Source organism: Salinivibrio proteolyticus (assembly GCF_001996165.1).
Taxonomy (GTDB): Bacteria; Pseudomonadota; Gammaproteobacteria; order Enterobacterales; family Vibrionaceae; genus Salinivibrio; species Salinivibrio proteolyticus.
Genome location: NZ_MUFP01000026.1, coordinates 1 through 24,107, shown reverse-complemented (window position 1 = coordinate 24,107; position 24,107 = coordinate 1). Strand labels below are relative to the sequence as shown.

The 24,107-nt window shown below is 48.8% G+C and carries 25 protein-coding genes and 6 tRNA genes; 9 read left to right on the top strand and 22 right to left on the bottom strand.

Translation table 11 applies throughout. The annotated features are described in order from the left end of the window. Window positions 1-179 precede the first annotated feature (179 nt). From BZJ19_RS15630 to BZJ19_RS15615, 4 genes are all read right to left on the bottom strand, one after another. On the bottom strand, window positions 180-863 hold the full coding sequence (locus BZJ19_RS15630; RefSeq protein WP_077663461.1) for a YoaK family protein: 684 nt from the start codon (window positions 861-863) through the stop codon (window positions 180-182). An 8-nt stretch (window positions 864-871) separates the two neighbouring features. Then, the gene (locus BZJ19_RS15625) at window positions 872-1,639 is read right to left on the bottom strand and encodes a glucosaminidase domain-containing protein (protein ID WP_102136152.1); all 768 of its coding nucleotides are present in this window, start codon (window positions 1,637-1,639) and stop codon (window positions 872-874) included. A 100-nt stretch (window positions 1,640-1,739) separates the two neighbouring features. After that, complete coding sequence (locus BZJ19_RS15620) at window positions 1,740-3,026, bottom strand: ATP-binding protein (protein WP_077676306.1); 1,287 nt, start codon at window positions 3,024-3,026, stop codon at window positions 1,740-1,742. 41 nt (window positions 3,027-3,067) lie between these two features. Then, window positions 3,068-3,772, bottom strand: a complete 705-nt coding sequence (locus BZJ19_RS15615; protein WP_077676305.1) for a response regulator — start codon at window positions 3,770-3,772, stop codon at window positions 3,068-3,070. 178 nt (window positions 3,773-3,950) lie between these two features. On the opposite strand from BZJ19_RS15615, the gene BZJ19_RS15610 reads away from it, so the two are divergent. Together BZJ19_RS15610 and BZJ19_RS15605 are read left to right on the top strand one after the other, a co-directional pair. Next, on the top strand, window positions 3,951-4,727 hold the full coding sequence (locus tag BZJ19_RS15610) for a MipA/OmpV family protein (protein WP_077676304.1): 777 nt from the start codon (window positions 3,951-3,953) through the stop codon (window positions 4,725-4,727). A gap of 249 nt (window positions 4,728-4,976) precedes the next feature. Then, window positions 4,977-6,146, top strand: coding sequence for an MFS transporter (locus tag BZJ19_RS15605; RefSeq protein WP_077676303.1), 1,170 nt, complete (start codon window positions 4,977-4,979; stop codon window positions 6,144-6,146). A gap of 90 nt (window positions 6,147-6,236) precedes the next feature. Here the strand turns inward: BZJ19_RS15605 and BZJ19_RS15600 are convergent, their stop codons facing one another. Beyond that, complete coding sequence (locus BZJ19_RS15600; protein WP_077676302.1) at window positions 6,237-6,698, bottom strand: hypothetical protein; 462 nt, start codon at window positions 6,696-6,698, stop codon at window positions 6,237-6,239. Window positions 6,699-6,710: 12 nt separating this feature from the next. Beyond that, the gene (locus tag BZJ19_RS15595; protein WP_077676301.1) at window positions 6,711-7,619 is read right to left on the bottom strand and encodes an MFS transporter; all 909 of its coding nucleotides are present in this window, start codon (window positions 7,617-7,619) and stop codon (window positions 6,711-6,713) included. Between the two features lie 93 nt (window positions 7,620-7,712). Here BZJ19_RS15595 and BZJ19_RS15590 point away from each other — a divergent pair, with 93 nt between their 5' ends. Next, on the top strand, window positions 7,713-8,543 hold the full coding sequence (locus tag BZJ19_RS15590; protein WP_077676300.1) for an AraC family transcriptional regulator: 831 nt from the start codon (window positions 7,713-7,715) through the stop codon (window positions 8,541-8,543). Here the strand turns inward: BZJ19_RS15590 and BZJ19_RS15585 are convergent. The 7 genes from BZJ19_RS15585 to BZJ19_RS15555 all read right to left on the bottom strand — a co-directional run bounded on the left by BZJ19_RS15585 (window position 8,515) and on the right by BZJ19_RS15555 (window position 14,675). Then, complete coding sequence (locus tag BZJ19_RS15585; RefSeq protein WP_077676299.1) at window positions 8,515-9,327, bottom strand: 4Fe-4S cluster-binding domain-containing protein; 813 nt, start codon at window positions 9,325-9,327, stop codon at window positions 8,515-8,517. The genes BZJ19_RS15590 and BZJ19_RS15585 overlap by 29 nt on opposite strands. Then, complete coding sequence (locus BZJ19_RS15580; protein WP_077676298.1) at window positions 9,314-10,873, bottom strand: YjjI family glycine radical enzyme; 1,560 nt, start codon at window positions 10,871-10,873, stop codon at window positions 9,314-9,316. The genes BZJ19_RS15585 and BZJ19_RS15580 overlap by 14 nt, the downstream gene beginning before the upstream one ends. A 97-nt stretch (window positions 10,874-10,970) precedes the next feature. Next, window positions 10,971-11,855: a sterol desaturase family protein gene (locus BZJ19_RS15575; protein WP_235608265.1), complete on the bottom strand. Its 885-nt coding sequence runs from the start codon at window positions 11,853-11,855 to the stop codon at window positions 10,971-10,973. Window positions 11,856-12,029: 174 nt separating this feature from the next. Continuing rightward, window positions 12,030-12,692 carry an epoxyqueuosine reductase QueH gene (locus BZJ19_RS15570; RefSeq protein ID WP_077676297.1) on the bottom strand — a complete coding sequence of 221 codons (663 nt, stop codon included), beginning with the start codon at window positions 12,690-12,692 and terminating at the stop codon, window positions 12,030-12,032. A 102-nt stretch (window positions 12,693-12,794) separates the two neighbouring features. Continuing rightward, on the bottom strand, window positions 12,795-13,067 hold the full coding sequence (locus BZJ19_RS15565) for a hypothetical protein (RefSeq protein WP_046075232.1): 273 nt from the start codon (window positions 13,065-13,067) through the stop codon (window positions 12,795-12,797). A gap of 158 nt (window positions 13,068-13,225) precedes the next feature. Beyond that, entirely contained in the window at window positions 13,226-13,729 is a 504-nt protein-coding gene (locus BZJ19_RS15560) for a P-loop nucleotide/nucleoside kinase family protein (protein WP_077676296.1), read from the bottom strand. A gap of 58 nt (window positions 13,730-13,787) precedes the next feature. Continuing rightward, window positions 13,788-14,675 (bottom strand): LysR family transcriptional regulator, encoded by an 888-nt coding sequence (locus BZJ19_RS15555; protein WP_077676295.1) that lies wholly within the window; start codon window positions 14,673-14,675, stop codon window positions 13,788-13,790. A 119-nt stretch (window positions 14,676-14,794) separates the two neighbouring features. On the opposite strand from BZJ19_RS15555, the gene BZJ19_RS15550 reads away from it, so the two are divergent. From BZJ19_RS15550 to BZJ19_RS15540, 3 genes are read left to right on the top strand one after another with little or no spacing between them, the layout of a single operon-like run. After that, window positions 14,795-15,400, top strand: a complete 606-nt coding sequence (locus BZJ19_RS15550; RefSeq protein WP_077676294.1) for a glutathione S-transferase family protein — start codon at window positions 14,795-14,797, stop codon at window positions 15,398-15,400. Between the two features lie 9 nt (window positions 15,401-15,409). Next, a complete protein-coding gene (locus BZJ19_RS15545; RefSeq protein ID WP_077676293.1) occupies window positions 15,410-15,775 on the top strand; it encodes a nuclear transport factor 2 family protein in 366 nt (121 codons plus the stop codon). Between the two features lie 14 nt (window positions 15,776-15,789). Beyond that, the gene (locus tag BZJ19_RS15540; protein ID WP_077668655.1) at window positions 15,790-15,984 is read left to right on the top strand and encodes a 2-hydroxymuconate tautomerase family protein; all 195 of its coding nucleotides are present in this window, start codon (window positions 15,790-15,792) and stop codon (window positions 15,982-15,984) included. A gap of 61 nt (window positions 15,985-16,045) precedes the next feature. Here the strand turns inward: BZJ19_RS15540 and BZJ19_RS15535 are convergent, their stop codons facing one another. Together BZJ19_RS15535 and BZJ19_RS15530 are read right to left on the bottom strand one after the other, a co-directional pair. After that, window positions 16,046-16,669, bottom strand: a complete 624-nt coding sequence (locus tag BZJ19_RS15535) for a SagB/ThcOx family dehydrogenase (RefSeq protein WP_077676292.1) — start codon at window positions 16,667-16,669, stop codon at window positions 16,046-16,048. Between the two features lie 187 nt (window positions 16,670-16,856). Then, window positions 16,857-16,947, bottom strand: a tRNA-Ser gene (locus BZJ19_RS15530). 181 nt (window positions 16,948-17,128) lie between these two features. Here BZJ19_RS15530 and BZJ19_RS15525 point away from each other — a divergent pair. Continuing rightward, entirely contained in the window at window positions 17,129-17,488 is a 360-nt protein-coding gene (locus BZJ19_RS15525; protein ID WP_069586822.1) for a HopJ type III effector protein, read from the top strand. A 53-nt stretch (window positions 17,489-17,541) separates the two neighbouring features. On the opposite strand, the gene BZJ19_RS15520 is transcribed toward BZJ19_RS15525, so the two are convergent. After that, entirely contained in the window at window positions 17,542-18,519 is a 978-nt protein-coding gene (locus BZJ19_RS15520; RefSeq protein ID WP_077479212.1) for an arginine deiminase-related protein, read from the bottom strand. 338 nt (window positions 18,520-18,857) lie between these two features. On the opposite strand from BZJ19_RS15520, the gene BZJ19_RS15515 reads away from it, so the two are divergent. Further along, complete coding sequence (locus BZJ19_RS15515; RefSeq protein WP_077676291.1) at window positions 18,858-20,762, top strand: sensor domain-containing diguanylate cyclase; 1,905 nt, start codon at window positions 18,858-18,860, stop codon at window positions 20,760-20,762. Window positions 20,763-20,774: 12 nt separating this feature from the next. Here the strand turns inward: BZJ19_RS15515 and BZJ19_RS15510 are convergent, their stop codons facing one another. Beyond that, window positions 20,775-21,749 (bottom strand): ABC transporter substrate-binding protein, encoded by a 975-nt coding sequence (locus BZJ19_RS15510; protein ID WP_077676290.1) that lies wholly within the window; start codon window positions 21,747-21,749, stop codon window positions 20,775-20,777. Between the two features lie 197 nt (window positions 21,750-21,946). Here BZJ19_RS15510 and BZJ19_RS15505 point away from each other — a divergent pair, with 197 nt between their 5' ends. Beyond that, the gene (locus BZJ19_RS15505) at window positions 21,947-22,906 is read left to right on the top strand and encodes a sensor domain-containing diguanylate cyclase (RefSeq protein ID WP_077676289.1); all 960 of its coding nucleotides are present in this window, start codon (window positions 21,947-21,949) and stop codon (window positions 22,904-22,906) included. Window positions 22,907-22,923: 17 nt separating this feature from the next. Here BZJ19_RS15505 and BZJ19_RS15500 read toward each other — a convergent pair. The 5 genes from BZJ19_RS15500 to BZJ19_RS15480 all read right to left on the bottom strand — a co-directional run bounded on the left by BZJ19_RS15500 (window position 22,924) and on the right by BZJ19_RS15480 (window position 24,082). Then, a tRNA-Gly gene (locus BZJ19_RS15500) sits at window positions 22,924-22,999 on the bottom strand. Between the two features lie 221 nt (window positions 23,000-23,220). Further along, window positions 23,221-23,296 (bottom strand) — tRNA-Gly (locus tag BZJ19_RS15495). A 232-nt stretch (window positions 23,297-23,528) separates the two neighbouring features. Then, window positions 23,529-23,630 (bottom strand) — tRNA-Met (locus BZJ19_RS15490). A gap of 93 nt (window positions 23,631-23,723) precedes the next feature. After that, window positions 23,724-23,799: transfer RNA gene (locus BZJ19_RS15485), tRNA-Gly, on the bottom strand. A gap of 206 nt (window positions 23,800-24,005) precedes the next feature. Further along, window positions 24,006-24,082 (bottom strand) — tRNA-Met (locus BZJ19_RS15480). Window positions 24,083-24,107: the final 25 nt, after the last annotated feature.

Sequence of the window (24,107 nt, the reverse complement as noted above, 5' to 3'; positions counted from 1 at the left end):
TTTAAGACAAACTTTTAGCCGTCAAAAGACGCGCGAATGGTGACACGGGAAGCCACCGCTACAAGGGAAAGGCCCGACGATCGCACCGAAGGCTCCGTCAAGTTGGCTAACTCGATACGATGCACAACAAATACATTAAGAAAATGCGCGAAAACGCGCATTGTTAATGATTTGTATAGTTACTTGCTACTGGTGCCAGCCACTAAACGCTGACGTGTCATGTACCCGCGGTAACACAGTGCCACTACAAAACATAACCCTGCGGGAAACAGCAGGGCAGCAAAATGGAAGTGCGCAAAAAGCGCCGCACCCACTACCCCGCCGACGATAAAGCCAGACGCGATCAGTAAAAAGAGCATCAGCTTGCGCTTATCGACTGGATTGCCGCGTAGCTTGCCTCCAAGCATTAATCCTAAATCGGTAAAGATGCCGGTTAAATGGGTCGAGCGCACGATCGCGCCGCTGTAGGTGGTCGCCATCGCATTCTGCAAGCCGCATGCTGCCGACGCGGCCAACTGACCAATGGCAAAACCGCGAGAAAGAAAATAAAACGCCACCACAATTAGCCCAGCTTCGACAAACAGTGCCGAGTCATAATGGCGGCCCAATTTAAGCGTACTGCCATGCAATAAGCATCCGGAAATCGCGGCACCGAGGAAAAAAGCCAACAATAAGCCACCCAGTTGGATAACTTGTGTCCATTGGCCTGCAAACAACCCCGAGCCAAATTGCGTCGCGGTGCCTGACACGTGCGACACGGCTTGATGTTCAAAGCCCAACAAACCGATCGCATTGATGGTACCGGCGATCAGCGCTAACACAAACGCCCCGGCTTCAACCCACCGAGGCAAACGGGTAATCATTGGCTTTCCTAGTCGTTATTGGATGAGGATGATGGCTGGTCGAGCATGTCCAGTTGGTTGTGGCGGATCATCGCTTGTAACTCGTCCACATAGGCCTGACCACGCTCTGAATAGCGTACCAGCCCATTGGCGAGTGCTGCGCCTGACAGTGGTTTATTCTGCTCACGCAGGTTGGCGCGGATCTCGCGTAGTCCTTGGTACGCGGCATGAGTATTTAAGTTATTGATGTAGCTTTGTACCGAGGCTTGCGGGCTATCAAACGCTGCAACTTCATGCACTTTCCCTTCCGCTCGTTGATTAGGGACCAGTCCACATCCTTTACTAAAGCACCACTGGCCGAAGTAGTTATTCCCTTCCCGTGCAAACCGCGACGTGCCCCACGCACTCTCGTTCGCCGCCTGCGCTAACACCAACGACGGAGGAATAATATCCACCCGTTGAATCAATGCCATCCAGTCTGCTTCTTGGTCGACGTTAAAGTCTTTAAGCTCATACTGTTCGGCGAGCGCTTGGACGCGTTTTATTTCTCGGCTACTTAGCTCACTTTTACGCGCATGCCATGCCATTAATGCGGTGCGATCCGCCAGTGTTTGGCTATTGATGGCATTAACCACAGGGGTGAAGTAATCAAAAAACGCCTGCTTTCGCTCTGCCCCCGCGGCAAAAGATTGGAAATCAGGAACAAGGGGAGCTTGGGGGCGCTGACATGAGATCAAAATGGTGACGGTCACAGCAAGAATCGCCATGCCGATAAAGACGAAGGTACGATGTTTCATAGTGCCCCTAATGTTGTCGATGTGGGCGGTATTATACGCGAAATACCCGTTGGCGACGAATGCCGCCCTCTCAACTTAACACTGGCTGAGTCACATTATATTAACAAGGTAAGATGACCCGAAAGCATGCGCCGCCTAAATCACTATGGTCAATCTCAACATGGCCGCCGTGACGAATGACAATTTGCTTGACGATCGCAAGCCCCAAGCCATAGCCGGAACGCTTTTTATCGCGGGAACGATCCGCACTGTAAAAGGCATCAAAGATAAACGGCCAGTGTGATGGCTCCACGCCCTCACCATCATCGTGTACGGCAATCACCAGCTGTGCGTCCTCACAATACACACGCACAGCTATTTGACTGGTCGCATACTTCTCCGCATTACCAATTAAGTTGGTGATCACCCGTTTTAACAAGTGCGGATCCGCCTCAACACGCGGCAAGTCCTGCGGTGCATCCAAGCTCATGGACTTAGTGCTCAGCGCTTGCCAACGTGGCCATTGCTCTTTCATCCACACAGACGTCTCCAGCGTTTGCGGCGTAAAGAGCGTATTAGGATGATCGACACGGGCCAAATACAGAAGCTCATCAACCAACGATGCCATTTCATCGGTATCCTCAATGATACTGGCGACTTTTTGTTGCTGCTTATTGTCCAGCGCGCTCTCACTCAACAGCTCTGCTTGCCACTGGATACGAAACACGGGAGTACGCAATTCATGTGCAACCGCATTGGTCAGGGCACGGCTACTGCTGACAAGGTTGGCAATACGCTCAGCCATATGATTAAAGGTACGATTCAGCGACCCGACACGTTGGCGGCTGCGTGTTGATGCGCGGGCATTTAAGTCTCCCCCAGCAAACTGTAAAGCCGTTTTCTCTAACGCGCGAACACGCCGGCTTAAAAACCACACCATAAAAAAGCTGTAAATGGCAAAGCCAACAAAAAGAAAAACGATCAACAAGTTATCTTCAAATGCTATCGCACGATGTAATGGGGAGTTTGGATCCTCTTTTAAGGTGTAGAACACCTGCATATCCGCAAGGTGGAACCACAACTTGTCATCATCGTCGTAGTAAACATCAAATTGTCGGTCTATACGGTCGAAATAGTTTTTTACCGCGACAGGCAAGTGCTCAACCGGATGAGTATCTAGCGCGTATTCAACTTTATGAGTGTATGCCTTCAGAGCATCCAGCGCCGCTTCCGTGCCAGAAGTTGCTTCTATAATATCGAGCATATCAACGAGGCCATCCGCTCGTCGCTCTGAAAGAATTGCATCATGATCATCGGTAATTTCATACACCAAGACGACATACGTCACCAAGCTGGCAAAGAAAATGATGACCAAGCCAAAGAAGAACTCTAAATAAATGCGGCGCATGCCCTACCTCAATCCAACGACCTATTGCACTTGGATAAGCACTACCAAGTATCAGGCACAAATAAATAGCCTTTACCCCGTACCGTAATAATTCGGCGTGGGCTAGCAGAATCATCCATCAGTTTTTTACGCAGCGTAACAATTTTGTTGTCCACAGTTCGGTCGATGCCATCGTACTCTATCCCGCGTAGTGCCTGGGTAAGCGTGTCTCGCGACTGCACGGCATCGGGATGCGAGGCCAATTGCCAGAGAAGATCAAACTCACTTTCCGTTAACGTGATACTTTGTTCATCCAATTGGCATTGCCGGCGCGCTTGATTGAGCACAAGGCCACCATATTGCAGTAGCCCTGATGGCGTAGACGGCATGACCGTCTCTGATTGGCGACGCAACAGCATACGCACACGCGCCATAAGCACGCGAGGTTTAATCGGTTTACTGACAAAGTCATCGGCCCCAATTTCCAACGCAGCCACATRATCAAAATCGTCATCACTGGCGGTTAACATCAAAATTCTACCGTGATAACCATTGCGGATCTGTCGGCAAATTGTCAGCCCATCGTCTCCGGGCAGCATGAGATCCAGCAATACCAGATCGGGCTGTGCTGCCAATATTTGTTCTGCCGCGCCTGTGCCTTCTGCCAATGCCGTTACGGTGTAATCTTGCGCTTCGAAGTATTCCGTTAACATTGCGCGCATTTTGGGGTCATCCTCGACCACAAACAGGTGCAGTTTCTCTTCCATTTCGATTCGTCACATCATCACTAAAAGGTAACAAGTATACCAATTGCCTAGCTGATTCAACTGATTCCTGCTCTGACAGATGTCAGACAATTCCTGACGAACTGAGGATACTTTCTGGTCGTCGCGGCGCTTACATTACTGCCAACCCCAGTGGTAAACATCATTAAAGGAAGTAATCATGAAAAAACTTGCAATTATTATCGCAGCGATCGCTTCAAGCGCAGCCTATGCTGGCGACACCTATATTCGTAACGGCAACATTTATTCACACGAAGGCCAAGCTGTTGCTAGCATTGGCGTAGGTACCACCAGCGATCTCTATAAAGACCAAGACAAAAATACGTATCCGCAGTTTAACCTAGGTTACAACGGCGAAAACTTTAACGCTGACCTTACCCATGGCCTTAATTACCGCTTCTTGGGTAACAATGACGACACCATTAACCTCAATGCCTACATCGGTCATTTAACCCCTGGCTACAAAAGCAAAGACGCAGACATTCTTAAAGGCATGAAAGATCGTGACCCAGCCATTGATGGTGGCATCAATATGGACATCAACACAGGCAAGGGAGGCGTACTGTCTACCTTTGTGGGCCACGACATTACTGGCGAATACGATGGCTTAAATGCAGGTATGAAATACATGCACCTCACCCACATTGGCAATGTTGACCTTGTACCTTATGCAGGTGTTGATTGGTTGAGCAAAGACTATGTTGACCACTACTTTGGCGTGAAAGACAGCGAAGCCACTGCACAACGCGCCGCCTATAAAGGTGATGACAGCTTTGCTTACAACGTTGGCTACAAACTTGTCGTACCAATGGGTGAAAACTGGGATATTAGCCAAACCACACAATATACCCGTTTAGGCAGCGACATTGCTGATTCGCCAATCGTCGATAGCGCGAATCAATGGGCAGCCCAAGCGATGGTTAGCTATCACTTCTAAGTAGTAAGTCGACCACCGGCCCATCTGGTGGTCGACTCCGCTCCCCTGCCGCATAATACTTTGTTTATATTGTCAAAAATAGTTGCCTCTCCATCACAATCTATTTCAATGGGTTGTGATTGAAGCTTCCAGTCACATTTTGTTACATTCCTAACGCATAACACAGGTACTCGCTTTTATCCCCTCGCCATCGCACGCTAAATGGCGACACATACGCGACTTTTCAAAAACTCACGCGCTAGGATGCCCATGAAAAACATTTTATTTTTACCCATTGCGATGTTTGCGTTCGGGATGGATGCCTATGTCGTGGCAGGAATTATTCCGGACATTTCGACCAGTTTTCAGATCACAGAAGCACAAACCGCACAGATGGTGACAGCCTTTACCTTGTGCTATGCCCTTTCTGCGCCAATCTTGGCGACATTGTTGGCCGGCTTTCCAACCAAAAAGGCGCTCGTGCTATCGATGCTGGTGTTTATCTTCGCTAACCTTGTCACGATATTCAGCACGCACTTAACCATGTTGCTGGCAAGTCGTGCACTAGCCGGAATAGGCGCCGGTATTTTCTCACCTTTAGCGGCGGCGAGTGCCACCTCTTTGGTGCCTGCAGAAAAGAAAGGTCGCGCAATAGGGCTGTTACTGGGTGGCATGAGTGCAGGTACTGTCATCGGCGTACCTGCCGGCCTTGCTCTCGCCACTTGGCTGGGTTGGCAAGGCGTTTTTGCCGTCGTGATCGCTATCGCGCTTATTGGGCTTGTTGGCGTGGTGCTCGGAGTGCCCCATATTTGTGTGGCCCCGCCACCATCGCTAAAAGCGCGCATCGCGTTACTCACCGATCGTCCAGTGTCTGCGACGATTACCGTCACGTTTCTGACCGCTATCGCCAGCTTGGGGCTTTATTCGTATCTCGCACCGGTGATTACGGGCATCACACAACAAACCAACCTCACGCCCTATTTATGGGTTTGGGGGCTAGGCGGCATGATCGGCAGCTTCACCATCGGCCACGTGATCGATTGGGTAAAACGTCCAAGAGCCATCCTGCTCGGGATACTAACGCTCATGTCCGTGTCCATCTTTAGCATTCCGAGTAGCTTGCCGCTGTCCTCAATCATTGCCTTTGTCCCATTCTTCTTGTGGGGGGCGGCCGGTTGGTCGTCGCTCGCGCCACAACAACACACGCTGATTAGCCTCCAACCGGAGCACAGCGCCGCGGTGGTGGCACTGAATAGTTCATCAAACTACTTAGGTGGTGCGGTGGGAACACTTTTAGGTGGTTTTTGGCTCAGCCACGGCCTTTCGGTGACTCAGCTTGTCTATGCCGCCGCGGCAGTTGGTGGCGTTGCCATCGCTATACAAATCGGGATCCTACGCCGCAACGCTAACCCCGTAGCGACAAAGTGCCCAGATTCCTAACACGTCTTTTCTCGAGAGTCTTTTTGCGTCAGCCAGCCACCCAAAAGTCACTAAGGATGGCGGACTGATTTGCATGATCGCCAAAAACACTTAATGCTTGATCGCGTCATTTTGGGCCAATTGTAATATTGGCCCTATCGCGCCAAGTAAGATCACGGCGAGCGTAGACAGTGTCCATACGGCTTGATAGTCATCTGGCGCCCATTGATATATCAGCATAATAATCATCGGCCCTATCGTCGCACCCGCCAGTGTTCCAAGGCGCGATAGCACACTCGCATCGGGTGCCATAGATTGCGGCGTGTCGTTGAATGTGTGTGACATGGCCAGCAAGGTCAAGAGACCGAGTCCCGCGCCTCGGGTAAGCATTGTTATCGCTAGTGCGATGCGACTATCACCAACAAAAACCAACGCCAGTGATGCTGCCATCCCGATAAAAAGCGCGATAGCAGCAATGCGGCTGACCGAGTAGCGCGCGCACCACCTTGCTAAATAACGGCGCGACATTAGCGTCCCCATACCATGCATACCGAGCATGAAACCGGTTTGCATATTAGTGAGTTGCTAGCTTTCATGACATACCAATGGAATAGCAAGCAACCCTGCATAAAAGGCCAAACTCGCGAGAAAAAGTAACACTAGGCTTGCCCGACATGAGGGAATACCTAAAGGGGCTAAACGTATCAGTGCATTGTCTCCTAAAGAGGCAAAATGACGTTTCGCCCACCCCCATGCAAAGAGACTGCACACTGTTGCCAATACGGGTATGCTCCACTGCTGCGCGTCTCCTTTTGACGAAACATCGTCTAAACACACCGCAAGATAAAGCACGGAGCCTATCCCTACACTCACCAATAGCACGCCCAACACATCTAACCGCGTTTCCTCGTCAGCATGCTCACGAGGAAGCACAAAAAACGACAGAACAAGCGCCACGCCGCCTATCGGCACATTGATCCAAAATAACCAAGACCAGTCACCCACGCTCAGTAAGTAACCAGCAAGTACCGGTCCCAACATGGGGGCTATAACAGCGGGCATGGCGACAAGGGTCATGGCTTGCTTTAGCTGTTCTCGACCTACTGCCTTGACCAGTAGCGTTTGCATTCCCACCATTAAAATACCCGCACCGACTCCCTGTAGCGCCCGAGCCACCAATATGATGTCTAGGCTGGCTGCGTTTGCACATAGCGCTGAACTCGCCGTAAAGAGTAGAAGGCCGGCGAGCCAAAGCTGGGTGGCGCCAACTTTACGCGTGAGCCAAGCGCACAACGCTACCGTCATCACTGCAAACAGTGAATAGCCAATAACCACCCATTTAATGCTGGTGACGTCGCTATGAAGACCTTGTTGCATCGCGGGAACAGCAAGATTAATCGCTGTCGTATCGATCAGTGGTAGCAATGCACCAAATATTACAGTTGCTATCACCCACTTTTGGTGGGAGTGAAACGGTTGTTGAATTGTCGTCATCACATACTCCTTGCTTATCAAGGGGATCTTCTTTACTTCGATCCCGACAAGGCGTATTTGTAAGCTATTACCGCATGATGGAATATCGACAATATGGCGCACTATGTAGAAAAGCCGTCAAACTCAGCTATTGAGGCACCTTCATCCGACAGATCTGTTTCAGTCGCGATTAAGCGTTCGACAGATAGCACCCATACGCCTTTTCATCATCACCCCTATGCTCAGCTAGCATTCACGGATAGCGGTATCGTGAAAGTCGTAACCACCCACCACACTTATGTCGTGCCCGCCCAACATGCAGTCTGGATAGCTCCCGGGACTCCACATGCCGCTTACCTGCTTAAAGGCGCGCAGATCTATAATGTAGCAATACATCCAAGCTACTCAATCAAACATGCTGATCGTGACTGTCATTGTCTACGTGTTAGTGACCTAGCCAAAGCCATCGTGAAAACCTTGCTCCATGAACCACAAGGACCACAGCCCTCACCGCGCGAACAGGCTTTATGGTCTTTGTTAATTGACGAAGTAAAAAGCGCCGCCCCCCTGCCATTAGGATTGCCAATGCCCAAGGAAAAGCGGCTTAAACATTTGTGCGAATTATTTATTGCCCAACCTAACCAATCGCTCACCCTTAGCGCGCTTTGTCGGCAGGTTGGTGCCAGTGAAAGCACCATGACACGCTTATTTAAGCGCGAATTGACCATGACCTTTAACCAATGGCGAAATCAGGCATTGCTCACTTTCGCAGCCGCCCTGTTCGCACAAGACTTTGACTTTGGTTACATTGCTCAAGAGCTGGGCTATGGGTCGCAAAGCGCATTCACCGCAATGGTGACTAACCTCGTGGGTATCCCGCCGTCTGTCTTTTTCTCAGCCAGTGCTGAATCGGCGTTCACACCGAGAGCGAACTTTGTTCGATAGGCAGTAACTCAGGTGGTGGCATGGTCACGGATTGCAGTCCTGCCGTTTGCAAGGCGATTTTTATGGTATCGAGATGCGCTTGTGTTGCCTCTGGCCAATTGGTGGCATCGCCTTTCACGCCTGCGCGGTGAAAGCCATTTAAACGCACGGAAAACACATTTCCCTGCGCCAACTGCATTTGCTGCAAATCATATAAATAGGCACAAAGTGGCGACAGATTAGCTTGCCAGTCGGTATACCCGGGGATCAGTAACAGCCGCACTTCGTGCAATTTTCCCTGCTTCGCCAGCCAACTTAGGCTATCACGCAAACGGCGGGACGAATGCCCGGTCAGGGCCCGGTGCGCGTCATTTCCCCATGCTTTCATATCCACCATGGCACCGTCCATATAGGGTGACAACGCCTGCCAACGCTGGCATGGCACGCCGCCGTTAGTGTCGATCAAGCATGTAAGGTGCGCTAATTCAGAGTGCTGTTTGACCGCGCGAAAAAGCGCGCGGACAAAGCGCCATTGCAGACTGGCCTCACCGCCACTGACGGTAATTCCACGAATAAAGTGCCGTTGTTGATAAATCGCCGTCACTGCCTCGGCCAAAGACATATCGAATGCGCTTGTACTGTCACGCTCAATGGTTTCAGGGTTGTGGCACCCCGGGCAACGAAATTGGCAACCTTGCAGAAAAAATACCATCCGATTACCGGGACCATCGACACAGGAATAGGGCAACACACTTGCAACCCGAGCCACTGGACCCGATATTTTCTCCTGCTTAGGATGACTCATGAGTGTCCGTCCAATGCGCGCCAGCGAGAAATTCCGCACTCACGACTCTTGGCTGCCGCGCTGTCACTGTCGTCATCTCAGAAGCTTCTGCGCCCAATACCGTGGTATTGGTCCGAGAGCCCGATTGTTTGAACTGGGCAATCTCGGACTTTTTCACCATATAGCCGGTGATACGCACGAGATCATTCCCATCTGTATTCGCCGTGAATTCGCGCAGCCCGGATTGCAGCGCCCCTAAACATAAATCGGCTAATGCATCGGGATTGCCTTTAATGGTGTCATCCAATGTCAGGATCTCGCTCACACCCGCTTCAAAGTAAGGGTGTAACGGCGCAAGCGCCTGCAAATGGGTGACAGGATCCGGTTCATAGCCGTAACGAATCCGCACCCCCGGAGTGGTCCCTTGGTCAATGGATAAGCCACCTTGCGCATGCAGCAACGCTCGCCCACGCCAGCCATGCTTCACTGAGGTCTCTGCTACAAACGTACTTAATGCTTTGGTGATATCGTGTGCCATCTCATTCGCCGCTGCATCGTGGCCATATTCGCCACATAGGCCTTGGCGTGCCATCAGGGTATTGACCGCTTCAGCCATCGCATACACGCCAAACATGGGTACAAATTTTTTCTCATCAATCAAGCCTTCCTGCACTAGAAAGCTATTAAAAAAGTGTGATTCTTGATGCAGGAAGTGACTGCGTGCATCGATCAGCTCCACCATCAATGCGCCGTAATGCGGCAAGGTGTGCGAGAGCAATGTCGAGAGATCATTTGCTTCTTCTGCAACTTTTTTTAAGTTAAGGCGTACCAAGGTGTTCGCGCCGCCTCCAATCGGTAGCGCGTTGTAGCAACTCACAATCCCCATATTGGGCGAGTGAGCCTCTRCATCACCAAATGTGGCTTGATGCACCGGCCAGTTAGCAATATGTGGCTTGCTACAGGCAATGATGTTATCCGTCGCCTGACGAACTAGGGTGCGCGGGGTGCGAGACGGGTCCACCATCAAGGTCAGGTTTGGGGCGACTTGCTGCAGTTCTGCGTCGATGCGCAAAATCATGCGACAAACACGATTATCATCTGGGCCAATATTGGCATGCATAAATGCGTCTGGCAGTGTTCTGTCAAGCTGGATCCAGAATCGCTTCAGCGCTTGATACAAATGTTCATCACTCACATCATCGCAATATGGCAGCAAGAGTTGATCGAGGTAGCCCAAAAACACCGGGATATTGGTCACCGAAGGCACATGATGGTAAAGCACCATGAGCTTCATCAGCGCGTCCTCTAGATCGGTTGCCGGCGTTAACGCCAAATACTCCGACCCACGTTTTAAAAAGCGGGCATAATCGGGCAACACATAACGCGGCTTAAAGGGAGCGTGACCCTCAAACATATCGCCGATCACACCCTGCTCCATCGCAGCCACGAGCGCTCGGCTGCAAGGGACATAGGGTAAAGCCGCATCGGCTTGCGCAGCGAGCGCTAACGTTTTCTGCGAAGGGGTTAAGTGCGGATGGGTAACAATGGCATGCATAGCGTCGGTCATGCGGAGCTCCTGACAAGCTGAGTTCTAAAAATAACCCCATGAGAATAAAGGGTTATTTTCTTAGAATATGTTAGCTTGTCCACACGATGGAAAGCCGCTACCTCTCACGTGATGCTTCCACGTCTGTCGTGTGACCTTGTGTTTGTTCTGGTGGTGCAAACAAGCACTGCCATCGTTGCCGAAAACTCAGACCGGGCTGCGTGGCGTCTCGCCACATTTGTTGCCATTCTGCAAAAGTTACCACCAGAGGGTTGAAACTATTCATTGGCTTGGGGATCCCATAGCGCACCGGCTCAGACTCCGGCTCGAAGGTGCCAAATAACTTGTCCCAAATAATTAAAATGCCCGCGTAGTTTTTGTCGATGTACTGAGGATTCACGCCATGGTGAACGCGATGATGAGACGGGGTATTAAAAATCCACTCCACAGCCCCCAGTGTCTTTATCCATTGAGTGTGAACAAAAAACTGTAACCCTAAATTCAGCAGTACAACAAACACCACCCATTGCGGCGGAAATCCGATCACCACCAGCGGCAGCCAAAACAGCCACATCCCTGCCAGCGGGTACATTAAGCTTTGGCGAAACGCGGTGCTAAAGTTCATCCGCTCAGAGCTATGATGCACCACATGCGCCGCCCACATCCAGCGCACACGATGGCTAGCGCGGTGAAACCAGTAATAACAAAAATCCTGCGCGACCATCAGTAATAAAAACAGGCTTACCGACATCTCAATATCAAACAGCCGCCAGCCAAACCACCACAAATACACCTTGGCAATCAGCAGCCCGGTCAGTAAATCTGCAGCTTGATGCAGCCCCGCCAAGGTAAAATTGCAAAGCACTTCTGGCACGTAATAACGGGCATTATCGCCCAGTTTTCCGTGGCGCAGCGCCACCCAGTACTCCCCCTGCATGCATAAGAAAAACACGGGAGCGAGCACAAGCAATAACCATTCGGGATGAGAGATCAGTTCGGTCACGGGGCCTTTATCGCACGGTACAATTTATTAACATGTTAGGGGGTTCTACCCAACCTGTAAGGAAAAGTATCACCAAGCTGTTAATTTGCGCACATATTGCAATACGGTGGATGTTCTTCATCAATGATGAAAAGCGCCCAAACGGCGCTTTTCGCTATTGTTAGCAGTTTAGTTTTAATCGTCGCCGTAGTATTGCACGCCGAGCTTAATTCGCTCGCGTCCTTGCGCTAGGCGATGTTTATTCGTATCCCGCAGCGAATAAATACACCCGCAGTACTCTTGCTGGTAAAAACGCTCGCGCTTGCTGATTTCTATCATGCGCTGGCTACCGCCTTGTTTGCGCCAGTTGTAATCCCAGTATTGGACATCTGGATAGGGAGCCGCTGCGCGATGGCCACAATCATTAATCTGCTGCATGTTCTTCCAGCGCGAGATACCCAGTGAACTACTGATAAACCGAAAACCATGTTCGGCGGCATATAGCGCTGTACGCTCGAACCGCATATCAAAGCACATGGTACATCGTATTCCGCGCTCGGGCTCAAACTCCATCCCCTTTGCTCTGGCGTACCAGTTATCGGTGTCGTAATCCATATCGATAAACGGCACGTCATGATCTTCTGCAAAGCGAATATTCTCCTGCTTGCGAATTTCGTATTCTTTAGCTGGATGTATGTTGGGATTATAAAAAAAGATGCTGTAACGGATCCCACTCGCTTCAATGGCTTCCATCACCTCTCCCGAACAAGGGGCACAACAAGAGTGAAGTAGTAACTCGTCGTTGTCGCGATCAAAATCAGGCGGCAAAGGCAACGGCATACGTGTAAATTCAGACATGACAGTTCCATGTTCATAATGCTCAAACAAAAACGCGAATATTCATATATTTGCGTATTAAGGTGAATTCTAGCACGCCACCACCCAATTTTTCAGGCAAGGTTATTCCCCCAATGGGTTTTTACGGTTTTTATGATCAATACGTACCTCTCTGGCCTGCATATGATGCTCACCAGTGACCTCAACGTTCATGCCAGGTTCAAGCTCATCAAGCATGTCAGGGTCAGCCATAATCTTATAAATATCATTGCCCGTCTCAACCATCATGTGGTCTTCTGCGATGTCCGTTACTTGCCCATTTACAACGCTGGGTTGCGCATCGGCCAACACACCAAAGCTAGAGAAAAAACCTAAAAGGCAGAGTAATATTTTCATGGACGTTCCTCTTTGTATTCGCAATCCGCAGAAAACAAAGTAAAGAACAAGGGGGAAATAGTTGCCAGTGAAATGCTGACTCTTTGTTATGGCATCAACCAGACGCTCGCGTCGCACGCCGCTAATCAGTCCCCTTTATTTCGTCAGGTGTTAAGCATTCATCCAACATGTGTGTTTTCAACACGAACAATATGCAACTCTTCACTGTCTTGAGGAGGCTCAAAGTAGTGAGTGACATGATGAAAGACCGCCTCGGTATCAAAATGAGCTCGCTCCGGCTGCGAAATACGTCGTTGTCCAATCTGTAACAAGCATTGTTCATCGGAGACATCAAGATAAAACAGAGTGTGTTCACCGCCCACATCACGACATAAGGAAAGAAGCCACTCCCTTTGCTTTTTAGTGTTAGCGGGAAAGTCCATCACGACTTTAACCCCAAGCAATAACAGGCACTGAACATGTTCTTTGATAAAAGGTTTGATCAAATTTGAGTAGTATCGGTAGTCGTCAAATGACTGGATTTTTTCTCCATAGTGAGTCGCCAACCAATCATCCTCTGAAATCAGCATGGCTCGCTCTTGCTTTGCCAGTGTTTTGCTAAACGTTGATTTCCCCGCACCCATCTTTCCACACAGTATGAATAGTTTCCCTGTTGCTTTCATTGTTCCCTCACCAATTCGATCAAGCAGCCCTCTCATAGGGGCGTTTGTGGGGAGCTAATTATCCCCGTCGTTGCTTGAACCATTGTTCCATAAATTCAATACAATGTATCACGCGTGGAGGAACAAATTGTCGGTTAGGGTATAACGCATATAGCGTTAATTCTGGACGCGGAAAGTCGTCGAGCACTTCGACAATTTCGCCATCTTGTAACGCGTTATCGCAAACAAAATCGGGTAAAAAGCCTACGCCAAGACCTTTTTTAACCGCCTCAAGAATCCATAGCGTACTATTCGCTTTGAGCGTCCCATCAATATCTACCCCGCCATCAGTGCCAATAGGCCAAGTATTTCGGCCCCGAAAGTAGCTATATTCAAAGCAGTTATGTTTGGTAAGCTGCTCAGGATGCTCAATGCCACCGTTGTCCTGAAGATATGCGGGTGATGCGCAAATTCGATAGCGGAATGTCGTCAACGGTTTTCCTACGTAACTCGAGTCAAACGACCGGCTTGCGGCTCGAAACCCGATATCAAAGCCGTTGGTAATAAGATCAAGCGTGTCGTCACTCAAGACAGTTTCTAACTCAACTGCCGGGTAACGCTGCATAAACTCAGCAAAGGCTTCTCCTAATATGGTTACCCCCATCGTCATCGAGGCGGTCACTTTTAACTTTCCGCTGGGCTGGGTATGACTTTGCTGGACCAACGACTCAGCTTGATCCAATTTATCTAGGATCTCTCGACACTGTTGCAAATACGCTTCGCCAACATGCGTAAGGTTTAATCGGCGCGTTGAGCGTTGTAACAGCCTCGCACCTAGCGACGATTCAAGACGGCTTATTTCTTTGCTCACAAGTGATTTAGCTAGGCTGCACTCATCGGCTACCTGTGTAAAACTGCCCATTTCCACTACGCGAACAAACAGCCGCATAGCTCGTAGTTTATCCATTATTATTCTCAAATCAAGCACAATGTATTCTCATTGTGCGCATATATTCACACAACCTCAAGCTCTATAGTCGTTATGTCAACAACGACAACCCATCACACAATCAATGGAGCTTTTCAATGTATACACTCTATTATCTTCCTGGCGCCTGCTCTCTTGCGACACAAGTCATCTTGCGCGAACTAGACCAACCTTTTGAACTGATCAATAAAATGACTGTTGGCTCGATAAGCGAGGTTAATCCGGCCAACTCCGTCCCGACGTTATTGCACAACGAGAGCGTGTTAACCGAAGGCGCCGCGATTATGTGGCACTTACTTAATACCTATCCTTCCCCTTTCATGCCAACGGATACCAATAATCAGCAAAAAGCGTTAACCGATATCATGTTTGCTAATGCGACTATGCATCCCGCCTATGGCCGCCTGTTTTTTCTTAACCAGCACGCGACAGAATCCGAGCCTCTCTTCCCCTTGTTTTCTGCAGCCGCGCAAGAGATATCTCGGCTATGGCACATTGTAGAGTTACGCCTGCAATCTCAGCCGTATTTGGGCGGCGACGAGGTCTCTGCCGCGGATATTATGCTGACCGTTTATGCGCAATGGGGCGCACTGTTCCCAGTGGATATTCAACTAGGCCCTAACACCCAAGCAATGTTGGCTCGCGTACAATCTAGACCAAGCTTTATCGCTTCAGTCAACGCTGAACAACAAAATAGCCAATAAGGAGTTCCTATGACACAAGAGTCGGGCGCTTTTCTTACCGTGTTAGATGTTGTGCAGCAGTACTTTGAGGGATTACATCACGCGGATACGCAGAAGTTGGCACGCATTTTTGACCCTCAAATAGTTTTGATCTCACCCGGTATTCGTCGCACACGCGATCAATGGTTGCAGCTGGTGCGCACTCGCCCTACTCCTCGGGACGCAGGCTATCCATTCGCGTACCAAGTGTTAGCCATTGAAGTCATGGGCAATCAAGCAATGGTTAAGGTCTCATGCCCGTTACTCGACCATCACTATCTGGACTACCTCGGGCTGGTTCGAGAAAACAATCAATGGACGATTGTCAGCAAGATGTATGCAGACTACCCCTCATGACATAGGAGCATGATATGCCTTACGTAAACATCAAAATCACCGATGAAGGTGTAACAGACGCACAAAAGCAGCAGCTAATCCGAGGCACGACAAAGTTACTTGTCGATACACTCAATAAAAACCCAGAGACAACGTTCGTGATCATTGAGGAGGTCAATCTGAACAATTGGGGAATTGGCTACCATTCCGTGAAAGAACGACGGAAATAGCATGATAGGCTCCGCTCGGGAAGCGAACCGACTCACCTTCCCGAGCGTCACAGCTTATCGATTAAAAAGACGCATCCAAATGGCCGATACACAGTAACGCAGTAGGGGCCAAGTTATCGGCTAGTTTCAACGCGCGCTTGGTCAACGTATCGTCAAACCCAGCAACCAGCACAAAGCCGATGCCCAGTGCTGTGCTTTGTAAGTGAACATTTTGCGCCAATGCGCCACTTTCCATATACACATAGCGTGCACCACGTTCGCCTAAAGGATGCTGTGAGTAAAAATGCTGCGTGGCCTCTTCAAGCTTTGCCGCCACCCCCATAACGACCGACGCCTCACTTAGCCAAGGCTGGTTTCCGATACCGATGTTATGCATATCGTGCGGTACACCGCTCTCAACTTGTTCAAGCGAATGGCTGTCACCATGATAATCATACAATCCAGTGGCCAGCCCGGTAACACGACTGACAACAAGTCTAATGTGGAGCGGGTAAAAACCTCCGGCTGAGGGGGTCGCTTTTTTACAGTTGGCGTCCGTGACTCCTTGCGCAGACCAAAGTAACTGAGAGAGCACACTAAGCGGTAGCGCGCCGTCTGCATACTCCCGAATGCTGCGACGCGACGAAATACAATGAACTAGCGAATCAGAGTCCTGTAGTTCTGGTGCCGGTAGCGTTACCCTCATCAATTCCTCCTTGTGGCTTGTAATCAGGTTTCCTGTCTAAATCAAAAACGCGGTCAAGCAGTGTAATACCCGTCTTACGGTATCAAATAGGAAGATGTAGGGTCAGAACAAGGTACGGAATGTGTTGATGGGATCTGTCTTTACACGATAAAAAAAGCCGCTGATTACTCAGCGGCTTTTCGATATGTGGCGGAGGGATAGGGATTTGAACCCTAGAAGGGCTATTAACCCTTGCCGGTTTTCAAGACCGGTGCTTTCAACCGCTCAGCCATCCCTCCGAACAGGTTTGTATATTAATGATGGCCTCTCGCAATGTAAAGTACTGCAACACTATTTTTCGTTTAAGTGATGGATATTTATCCATTATTCGCACGCAGTGACTTCACATCGGAGGAGCAAGTTGGTACAACGTGTCTATCCTCCATGAAGAGGCCGCGTTTTAATAACTCAGGAACAGACATGACCATAGATAGTTTTCTCGTCAAAATCACAAAGACACCCGAGATGGTGACGTTTGATGAGACCTTGGCCGTGATCGATGCACATTACGATTACGCCCCGACTCGCTTTACTAATGGCAATCTCGCCAATAAAGCAGGCCAAAATACCGGTTCGTGTAAAGTGTTGGCATTTTGCCAACTGCACGAGTTAACCGAAGAGCAGACCCTAGCGTGTTTTGGCGGGTATTATCGTGAGGACGTGCTCAGCAATCCATCCGGCAACGACCACCAAAACATCCGCAATTTTATGGTCACCGGCTGGAAAGGTGTCGACTTCGACAAAATGCCACTTAAAGCGAAAGCAGGTGTGCATTCATAATCCATAAAAAACGGCGATCAAATGATCGCCGTTTTTAACCGCATAGCGATAATTTACACAGTTTGGTGCCGAGGTAAGAATATTTCACCCATCATGCAACGCACACTCCCTCCGCCGACGGTTTCAATGGTGTTTACATCAATCGGCACCAGCTTGCCAAATTGACGTAAGGTACGCTTTTGATCCTCAGTAAACGCACTATACGCGGAAAGAGACATCACAATTAACGACTCACCGTGACGATTGCGTAGCTGTAAAATATTGCCACACAGTTGATTCATCTGTGCCTCGCTGATTGAAACCAAGGTTTTGTCTTCGGCGAGCGTATTACACACGAGTTCACGTTGAGCAGGCTCGATGACCTCGTCACACACCACAGCAAACGCTTCACCCACCGCCATCATCACATTGGTGTGATACACAGGATTGCCGTCACTCATTGCCGTGTTAAAGCTAACAACTTGACGCATTCCCACTTTGGCTGCCCATTCGGTTAACAAAATGCTGTCACAGCGGTGAGAAAGTGCAGCATAGACACGCTGGTTGAGGTGATCAATCACCATCGCACCGGTACTTTCTAGAAACGCTTCGTCTTTGTCGTGACACTTTACTTTGTGCACATGGTTAACGGCGTAGCCCGCTTTGTCAAGGGCCGCCATCAGGCGCTCAGGCTTAACCTCAAGTTGACGATTAGGACATGCCATCGGGTACAGATACAGTTCACCGCTTGGCAATGTACTAAACCAGTTGTTAGGAAACACAGCATCAGGCGTTGCTGGATCGGAGTCTGGATACTCCATCACGACGACATCAATACCATGGCGACGTAGCGTCATCACCATATTATTAAACTCTGCCATGGCGCGCGTTTTCACTTCCTCGTCGGGCAACGCCAGCGCATGCTGAAAACCATTATCTTCACTGGTTTGTGCATTAAATTTAAAGTGCACAGGTGGCACCATGACCACCGCAGACGCCGCGTGTGGATGTGTAAGCGGATATTGGGTATCGCAGCTCGCTAAAAACGCCATAAGCAAACCTTCCAAAACAACATGATTAAAAGAGTATAGATGGCCTGTCGCGTACACGATCACTTGTCAGTGCACACTGGCCCGAATGCTTGATAAATTTAATAACCGCAGGAAAATATCATTGAAACAACTCTTTTACAAACAGAGTTTTTTTGATGAGGCCTGATAACGCGAAATGCAGCGATATTGCCGGCTTCGTGCTGGGTTTGTGCCATAGCTACCGGCATTACACCTCGAAATATCATCAGGGGCTAATGCGAGGTCTCAGTGCACACTCCATTAGGCAGATAAGCCTGCTATGCTGTACTAATACGTGCTTACGAGCTGGGCCATGACGCATGAACAAAATTTTCAAGGATCTGACCTTTTATAAGTATTTTTCCGTCTTCTGTTTCTTCGGGCTTTTTATCGTCAGCATGACGAATGTGATCAACTATTATCATCTCAACCAAATGTCGCAAAGCGTTCTGCGTGATCAGATTGATTTTCAATTTAGTCGTGTGGAGAGTTCCACACAGTCGTTGGTTGGTACCACAGAGCAAGTCGTTTCTAGCTTAGCGGCAAGCCCTTTTTTGTCCGAATATATCAACGCTAAATCTGAAGTCACGCAAGCACAGCTCGAAGCGCATATGTTGGGCTTAGCCAAGGCTAACCCAAGCATCTTCCAGCTTCGCTTCCTGGACGTCAATGGCAATGAAATTATTGATGTTTATCAGCCAAATACTGAGAACAATTACAGAATTGAGCCACCTGAACAACTTCAAAGCAAATCCGATCGTAATTACATGCGCGAAATGTTACGCACCCCTGATGGAGAGTTTTATTACTCTGCTATCAACCTCAACAAGGAGTTTGGTGTTCTGGAGCGTCCTATTCGGCCAACATTGCGCGTCGCTACCCCTGTCCCTGTCGGTGAGAATGCGCGACGAGCAGGCTATGTGATCGCGAACATGGATGCGAGATATCTGCTCAGCATTTGGGTTAGCAATGACAACTTAGATCTTTATATACTTGATAAAGATGGGTTCTTTATTGCTTCTAGCGATAGTGAACTCAACTTCAACAGGTTTATCAATAAGTCAACGGAAACACAGCGGCGCGCCGAACGCGTAAGCAGTGAATTGCTCTCCCCCAGTCAAGACATTTATACCTTTACACTCACGGATCTTATCCCTAACGATGCACAACTCACGCTTTATGCTAGAGCCTCTACGGGGTATGTCGAGGCACTCCGTAAAGAAGCCGCAACCAGTGCATTGCAGTCTATTGCTTTACTGCTTTTAGCATCGCTCCCTATCGCAGTCTTGTTTTCTTCTTCATTAACAAAAATAGCAATGAAGCTTCGCTCCAATATTAAAGAAAAAGAACGATTTGCCACCATCATTGATCGCCACATCCCCATTATAGAAACCACTAAAGAAGGCATGATCAAAGACTGTAATAAAGCCATGATCAACCTCTCTGGATACAAGCGAAGAGAGCTACTGGGAGCATCCGTGTCTATCTTGCAGCACAAAGATGCAAAACCGGAGGACTTTCATGACCTCTGGGATACATTGAATAGCGGCTCAGACTGGAAAGGCGAATTTCAAAATCAGACCGCGCAAGGAGACGATTTTTGGTTGTATACACACATCACGCATAACAAAGATGAACAAGGCAACACCATCAGCTATCTCGCTATTTCTAATGACATAACCGATAGCAAGCGTCTTGCTCGTCGAGCAGAATTTGATGCAATGACAGGCCTGTATAATCGCTTGAAAGGAAATCATATTCTCGAACATCACATTGAATTGGCGATGAAAAAAAACACGCCATTTGGGGTGATATTATTCGATATTGATAACTTCAAACGTATTAATGATACCTATGGGCAAGAAGAAGGCGATATGATGCTAAAAGAGGTCGGTAGCTTGCTCTCCTATCATGCGCGACGAACTGATACGGTTGTGCGTTGGGAAGGCGAGAGTTTTTTAGTGATCTGTCCCAATGTCACTAGCCCCCAATGCAGCCAATTGGCCGAAACTATTCGCGCGGCAGTTGAATCTCACTCTTTTAATGGCGAAGGGAAATCCATCACTATTAGTGCGGGTGTCGCAACCTTTACCTATCCCGCGACAAGCAGCGAAATACTCTCTATCGCTGATTTTAGACTTTACGAAGCCAAGCGAAAGGGACGTAATTGTGTGGTTTCCGAACTGAATCAGTATTCGCCTAACGTTAGTGCGCCGTCAAAGTAACCATTGGTAGAGTTAGCGAATGGGCACCCACTCCCGAGGAGGAGTTAGTCCTAACTGAGCAAATTCCGCTTCGCTATAAATACCGGTTCCTTGGTGTCCGACAGAGATAGGGATGTGATCAGCAGGCATGCCGGCAAACACTTTATGAATATAGACAGCCGCGTGAATGCCATGCTTTTCACCATCTAACACATACCCGCCAGCAGCCATACCTTCACCAACAGCCACTTTCCAGAAAGCAAAAACAGGATGCTTCGCGTTTTGGTTCGTCCACGCAATCACTTGATTTGCATCGATGTTTCTTCCCTTACCATCGCGTAATGTTTGGTAGCTACCCACAAAAAGCACATCATAGTCATCCTCTAAGACTGCTTCCTTCCAATCTGGGAATGTTTTAAATCGCTTAATCTCAGTGACTGTTTGATTCAATTTGGAGATAAGATCCGCTTGCTGTCTTAGATAAACAGTATTTATCTGCGCGGTGGGGCCATCATCAAAGATGATTTTGATATTTTTTATCGGTTGGTTGTATAGCTGAATCACATCAGACAATGAGCGATAAAAATGAGGCCGCTCAAGAACACCAGTCACACGAATAGGCCCGTTGAGCTGCTCGATGAGAGGCTTGGGATTACCATTTACGCCAAGAAAAACAACATCGACATCCTCATTCTGCAGCCTAGGCAGCATATGATTAAGTGCAATGTCATCACAAAGCAGTACCACATCGGGCTTTACCTTTTTGTAAAAGGCAAAAGCTTCGTCAGCTTTGCGTTGATGCTCTGATACAGGTAGCTTTTTAGCGTTCATCTCAAAACGCGATACATGGATACTTTTGTCGAGCACCTTGTTCAGACCAAGGGTATAACTCTCGGTCCACGAAAATGTTTTATGGTAGCTATCAATGATTAGCAGCTTATGTGCTTGGGCCGATGCTTGGCTCAACACTCCCAAAGCCAAGACAACACCTAAAATCAACGCTTTCATTGAAAAACCTCTTATCTATCGTCTTATTAATGTAGCCAAATAATGAGTAAACCTCTTGGCGATATTAAAAATACTGACGGTAAATCAATGTAATTGACTTAGTTGTCATTAATGCAGAACTGGAGAACAGCGATAGGTTTTTCACTTGGATTTTGCACTGGGGTCTATACTGAAAATTCAAGGACGGAGGATGAATAATGATACCGGCTAGGCCACCTGCCAATGAGGTACAAAGGCTTCATCTACTGCACGATCTAGGTATTTTGGATACTGGTCGTGAAGACAGATTTGAGCGCATTGTTCGCGTTGCTGCCTATATATCAGAGTGCCCCATTGTGGCGATCAGCTTAGTAGACGAGCATCGTCAGTGGTTCAAAGCTAAGCGTGGACTGGCGGTAAATCAGACAGGACGTTCAGAGTCCATTTGTGGGCACGCCATCCACCAGCTAGAGCCGCTTGTGATTAATGATACGTACCTTGATGAGCGCTTTGCCGACAACCCCTTAGTCACAGGTCCTCCCTTTATCCGCTTTTACGCCGGCTTCCCATTTAGTTTGGATAACGAGCACATTCTCGGCACCCTTTGCGTGATAGATAGACAGCCTCGTGAGCTCGATGGCCCCTGCCAGCGCGCATTGGCAGATCTTGCGCACATTGTTGAGCACGAGTTGACCATGACCCAACAGAATGTACTGGACCCCCTAACCGGCCTGTTAAACCGACGCGGTTTTAAGCGAGAAATTAGCGAATACCTCAATGACGACTTGGTGATCGAGGATCGCTACACCCTATTGCACTTCGACGTTCGCCAACTCCACCGACTTAATCATGACTATGGTAAGCTCGCCGGCGATCAGATTCTCAAAACCTTTGCGCGTTGTTTGAATGATGTGTTTGATGATGTGGGCTGGATAGGACGTATAGAGGGGTGTGAGTTTGCTGCGTTATTGATACAACAATATGCAGATGCAGTTGATAATCAGCTAGAACAACTATATATCAGACTCTCACAACAGCTTTCTTCGTATCGCTACCCATTTAGCTACACCGCAGGGCTTGCACACTTCAGTGCCGTTGACCATACGGTCACGTTGGAAACCATGTTACTCGATGCCAGCAATGAATTAAGACATTACCCATTACCAAGAGAAAGATAATTGCTAAGGAAGGAGATTGGAGCGACATACGAGGTTCGAACTCGTGACCTCAACCTTGGCAAGGTTGCGCTCTACCAGCTGAGCTAATGTCGCTTTGTGGCAAGCGTTTATAACGCTATATGAACTAAGCGTTTATAACGCTATATGAACTTGGTTGCGGGAGCAGGATTTTATCGCGCAATGCAATTGCGACGACCAGCACACTTCAGTGCCGTTGACCATACGGTCACGTTGGAAACCATGTTACTCGATGCCAGCAATGAATTAAGACATTACCCATTACCAAGAGAAAGATAATTGCTAAGGAAGGAGATTGGAGCGACATACGAGGTTCGAACTCGTGACCTCAACCTTGGCAAGGTTGCGCTCTACCAGCTGAGCTAATGTCGCTTTGTGGCAAGCGTTTATAACGCTATATGAAATTGGTTGCGGGAGCAGGATTTTATCGCGCAATGCAATTGCGACGACCGCAGGTCTCATTTGATAACCTTGCCTACGTTAATGACTTCACATACCTAAAATTTGGTTGCGGGAGCCGGATTTTATCGCGCAATGCAATTGCGACGACCGCAGGTCTTATTGATAACCTTGCCTACGTTAATGACTTCACATACCTAAAATTTGGTTGCGGGAGCCGGATTTGAACCGACGACCTTCGGGTTATGAGCCCGACGAGCTACCAGACTGCTCCATCCGACGAGCTACCAGACTGCTCCATCCCGCGNTGCACACTTCAGTGCCGTTGACCATACGGTCACGTTGGAAACCATGTTACTCGATGCCAGCAATGAATTAAGACATTACCCATTACCAAGATTGGAGCGACATACGAGGTTCGAACTCGTGACCTCAACCTTGGCAAGGTTGCGCTCTACCAGCTGAGCTAATGTCGCTTTGTAAAATTGGTTGCGAGAGCCGGATTATCGCGCAATGCAATTGCGACGACCGTAGGTCTTATTGATACATTTGCCTACGTTTATGACTTCACATACCTAAAATTTGGTTGCGGGAGCCGGATTTTATCGCGCAATGCAATTGCGACGACCGCAGGTCTTATTGATAACCTTGCCTACGTTAATGACTTCACATACCTAAAATTTGGTTGCGGGAGCCGGATTTGAACCGACGACCTTCGGGTTATGAGCCCGACGAGCTACCAGACTGCTCCATCCCGCGAGCTACCAGACTGCTCCATCCCGCG